General features: G+C 35.6%; 3 protein-coding genes. All 3 read left to right on the plus strand.

The features are described from left to right. Positions 1 to 102 (plus strand): DNA cytosine methyltransferase (locus tag GSY74_RS09235; RefSeq protein ID WP_188108713.1); only part of this gene is annotated, 102 nt, incomplete at its 5' end. A gap of 45 nt (positions 103 to 147) precedes the next feature. Continuing rightward, positions 148 to 432 carry a hypothetical protein gene (locus GSY74_RS09240; RefSeq protein ID WP_164664815.1) on the plus strand — a complete coding sequence of 95 codons (285 nt, stop codon included), beginning with the start codon at positions 148 to 150 and terminating at the stop codon, positions 430 to 432. A 112-nt stretch (positions 433 to 544) separates the two neighbouring features. Next, positions 545 to 1,750: an ATP-binding protein gene (locus GSY74_RS09245; RefSeq protein ID WP_164664816.1), complete on the plus strand. Its 1,206-nt coding sequence runs from the start codon at positions 545 to 547 to the stop codon at positions 1,748 to 1,750. Positions 1,751 to 1,905: the final 155 nt, after the last annotated feature.

Genomic DNA, 1,905 nt, shown 5'->3' on the forward strand with positions numbered 1-1,905 from the left:
AAGGTTCTAAATAGCTTGGATTTTGGTGTGCCACAGATGAGGGAGCGAATCTATTTTGTGGGTGTTAAAAAAGAGTTGATTGATGATGATTTTTCTTATTAGTTTCCTTCAAAATATAGTGGTACTACTCAATCTTTGGAAGAGTGCTTGATTGATAGTGATGAGAAATTGATATTTGATGAGAATTTACCTGCGTATCAGACATTTTTGAAGTATTTGGATAACAAGTACAATAAGGGGAAATACAATATAGATGAGCTTTTGTCTAAAGAGTATAGAGTGTTGGATACACGGCAGTCTGATTTGAGAATTTATGAGGGAAAGACTCCGACATTGCGTCGAGGACGACATGGAATTTTGTATGTTCGAGATGGACAGTTTAGAAAATTGTCAGGTTATGAAGCATTGCTTTTACAAAAGTTTCCTAAATAATAACCAATAAATATAATTAGTATTCTCACAAGTCACTATTCCCAATTAAGTATAATATGATATACTAAAAAATAAATAATAAGTATATCAAGTTATACCAATCGGAGTAAAAATGCAAACCAAATTAAAAAATGCCAAAAGACTATCACTTCTCAAACAGAACCAAACTCTCCCAATATACAGAAGATACCTCTATAGTGAAGTATTCAACTCCAAAAGCAGAACCATCGGTGTTTATGGAAGCCGTGGGGTTGGCAAGACCACGATGTTGTTGCAAATACTTAAAGAGAACGAACTACATTCATCTAAAAAGCTCTATATCTCTTGTGACCATCCAATGTTTAAAGGGGTTTCACTTTTTGATTTTGTTGATGAGTTTGTCAAACGGGGTGGCGAATTTATCGTGATAGATGAAATTCATGAAGCTGATGACTTTCAAGCCGAGCTAAAATCGGTTTATGACTTTTTAGATGTCAAAGTGCTTTTTTCAGGCTCATCTGCGATAGAGATAACCAGTCCAGATTTTGCACGACGATACTCTATGTATAAGATGCCTATTTTTTCATTTAGGGAGTATTTGGAGGTAACACAAAAGATAGAGTTGAAGGCTTATAGCTTGGAAGTGTTGCTTGAAAATCATGAATCGATTGTTTATGATATTATAGAGAGACTTGTAGATAAAAAGATACTCAAACTTTACGATGAGTTTATTGATGTTGGGGTTTATCCATTTTATTTTGAAGATAAATTGAAATACATTGACCGAATTCATGAGACTATCAATACCGTTTTACACAAAGATTTAGGACGACTCTTTAATATACAAGCCGATAAGATAGATACGCTAAAAAAACTGCTTTTGACCATCTGTGTCTCTGAACCATTGGAACTCTCTATTGATAAATTAGCCACAACAGTGGGCATAACCAAGATGACACTCTATAAGTATATATCCTATTTGGGAAAAGCCGAACTGATCAATCACATATCTCATGAGGCAAAACGCTTTAAAGCGATACGAAAGCCTGATAAGTTGTATCTTGCCAATACCAATCTTTTTTCAGCTCTCTGTATGAACTCCAAGATAGGAACAATCCGTGAGACCTATTTTGTTAGCATGGTGGCTTCAGGGCATAGAGTTCACTATGTTGATAGAGGAGATTTCTTGGTAGATGAGAAATTTACCTTTGAGGTAGGTGGCAAAAATAAAGGGTTTAAGCAGATAAAAGATATACCCCACTCCTTTTTGGCTCTTGATGATATAGAGATAGGGATGGATAGGAAAGTTCCTCTTTGGTTGTTTGGGTTTTTATATTAGACATCTTGCAAAACTCTTAGGAGTCGGAGACTTTAGTCCCGAACAAAGCGAGGCTGAAGCCCAATGCCAATGAATTAAGCTTTTTTTGAACCAAATAGTTCGGGTGTAAACACGCCGATTCCGAAAATGCAAATTGCATATAAGGAAACGATGGC

The sequence above is a fragment of the Sulfurovum sp. bin170 genome (assembly GCF_010892395.1).
Classification (GTDB): Bacteria; Campylobacterota; Campylobacteria; order Campylobacterales; family Sulfurovaceae; genus UBA1140.